This window comes from Allobosea sp. CER48, from assembly GCF_044752385.1.
Lineage (GTDB): Bacteria > Pseudomonadota > Alphaproteobacteria > Rhizobiales > Beijerinckiaceae > Allobosea.
Window position 1 is genome coordinate 1 of record NZ_JBIWYK010000490.1, and the last position, 2,179, is coordinate 2,179.

General features: G+C 66.4%; 2 protein-coding genes. One reads left to right on the forward strand and one right to left on the reverse strand.

What is annotated here, in order from left to right; genetic code table 11:
* Positions 1–64 precede the first annotated feature (64 nt).
* On the forward strand, positions 65–1,273 hold the full coding sequence (locus ACIPIA_RS14725; RefSeq protein ID WP_400510626.1) for a M20 family metallopeptidase: 1,209 nt from the start codon (positions 65–67) through the stop codon (positions 1,271–1,273).
* A 7-nt stretch (positions 1,274–1,280) separates the two neighbouring features.
* Here ACIPIA_RS14725 and ACIPIA_RS14730 read toward each other — a convergent pair whose 3' ends face one another.
* The gene (locus ACIPIA_RS14730) at positions 1,281–1,796 is read right to left on the reverse strand and encodes a TetR/AcrR family transcriptional regulator (RefSeq protein ID WP_400510628.1); all 516 of its coding nucleotides are present in this window, start codon (positions 1,794–1,796) and stop codon (positions 1,281–1,283) included.
* Positions 1,797–2,179: the final 383 nt, after the last annotated feature.

Below are 2,179 nucleotides of genomic sequence, written 5' to 3' on the forward strand. Positions count from 1 at the left end.
CGCGTGGGGTTCAATCTATAAGCTGCCGGGTATTGTCCCATCCGGAACGATTGCGAGTAGGCCGATGAGCGCTTTGACCCCCGAGGAGAAGAAGGTCACCGAATGGCTGGCGACCCGCAAGGAAGGGATGGTTGCCCTGCTGCGCGAGCTCGTCGACACGGATTCAGGTTCCTACGACAAGGCGGGCGTCGATGCGGCGGGCGATGTCGTCGCGCGCTTCCACAAGGCGAACGGGCTCGATGTCGAGATCGTGCCGGACGCCCGCTTTGGCGATGCGGTCAAGGCGCGGCTGCCCAACCCGACCGCCAACGACCAGCGCCCGGTGCTGCTGCTCGGCCATCGCGACACCGTGTTTCCGAAGGGCGAGCCGACGCGCCGGCCATTTACGATCAAGGGCACGCGCGCCTATGGGCCGGGCGTTGCCGACATGAAGGGCGGCATCGTCATCTCGGCTTTCGTCGCCGCGGCCTTCGCCGAGTGCGGTGGAATCGCCGCGCCGCTGCTGATGCTCACCACCAGCGACGAGGAGATCGGCTCGCCGTCCTCGCGACCGGTCATCGAGGATGCGGCCCGCGAGTCGCGCTGCGTCTTCAATGCCGAGCCGAGCCGTTTGCCGGCCGGGACCGACTTCGCCAAGGACCATCGGCAATCCGTCACCAGCGGCCGCAAGGGCGGCGTCTTCATGCGCGCTGAATTCATCGGAAAACCGGCCCATTCCGGCGCGAACTACGAGAAGGGCGCTTCGGCCATCGTCGACCTCGGCCACAAGATCCCGAAGCTGCAGGGCCTCACCGATCTGGAAAAGGGCGTCACCGTCAATGTCGGCCTCATCGGTGGCGGCCAGACCGTCAACACGGTCGCACCGCATGCCTGGTGCGAGATCGATCTGCGCTACGTCACGGCCGCGCAGCGCGACGAGATGGTCGGCAAGATCAAGGCGATCATCGAGACGTCGCAGGTGGCGGGCACCAGCGCGTCCCTGACGATCAAGGGCGAGTTCCTGCCGCTCGAGCGTTCCCCGGAATCGGCAGCCCTCTACGACACCTATCGCGAGGCGGCCGCCGCTTTCGGCATCGACGTCATGGCGGAGTTCACGGGAGGTTGCGCCGATTCAGGCTTCACGGCCGCACAGGGCACTCCGACGCTCTGCAGCGTCGGCCCGATCGGCGGCATGGCCCATACGCCGGACGAGTTCCTCGAGGTCGACAGCCTCGTTCCGGCAGCACAGACCCTGGCACTCGCCGTGCTGCGCGCCGCGGCAAAGGTCGGCTGAGCGCTGTTCAGCGGCAGAGCAGGTCGATCTTGCGGCTGAGAGAAGGCTCGTCCTCGCTCAGCCGGTCGCTCAGCGCATGGAGCCAGTTGAAGGCGACCCAGAGCTCGAGCCGATCGTCGATCTCCTCGGGGGCGAACTCTCCGCGCTCCGCGGCGCGCACGAACATCTGTCGCGGCGCCGCCAGCCGCTCCGGCATGAACTTGAAGCGCAGGGCCGCGAGCGCGCTCTCGCTGGTCTGCGCTTCGGCGATCAGCCCCTTGAAGACCCGTCCGGCTGTGTCCTCTCGCCAGAAGCGCCAGAGATCCCGCGTGTAGCGCAGGAGATCGGCGCGCAATGAGCCTTCGTCGGGCACCGGTATCGCAGCATCCTTGTTGGCTCCGTAGATCGCGATGAAGAGTTCGGCCTTGTTGGGCCACCAGCGATAGATCGTCGGCTTTCCGGCGCCGGCGCGGCGCGCGACCTCCTCGATCGAGAACCCGGCATAGCCCTTCTCCGCCAGCACGGCGCGGGCGGCGTCCTTCACTGCTGCCTCGGTTTCGGGGCTGCGACGGGCGCCGATAGAGGCGCGGCTTCTCGGGCGCTGTTCCATTGATCCTCGGAGGTTCGGCTTTCGGGGCGGTCTTGACATAACGAAACGGCCCGTTTAGATTAAGTCTCGATACGAAACGTATGGTTCTTATAAGGATGCTTGCGATGTCGTTGTCGCGACCTTTCGTTTCGGTGCTGGCGCGGCTGCGCTTCCTGCTGCTGGCGATGGTGGGTGCCTACACAGTGCTCAACCTGCTGCTCCTGGTGCTCGCCCCCTGACTGCCCATTGGCCGACCTATGCGGTCACGGCGGTCGCCGTGCCGCCGATGGTGCTGGCGATGGTTCACGCGGTCATTCCGTTGGCGCGGCGGCTGTCGG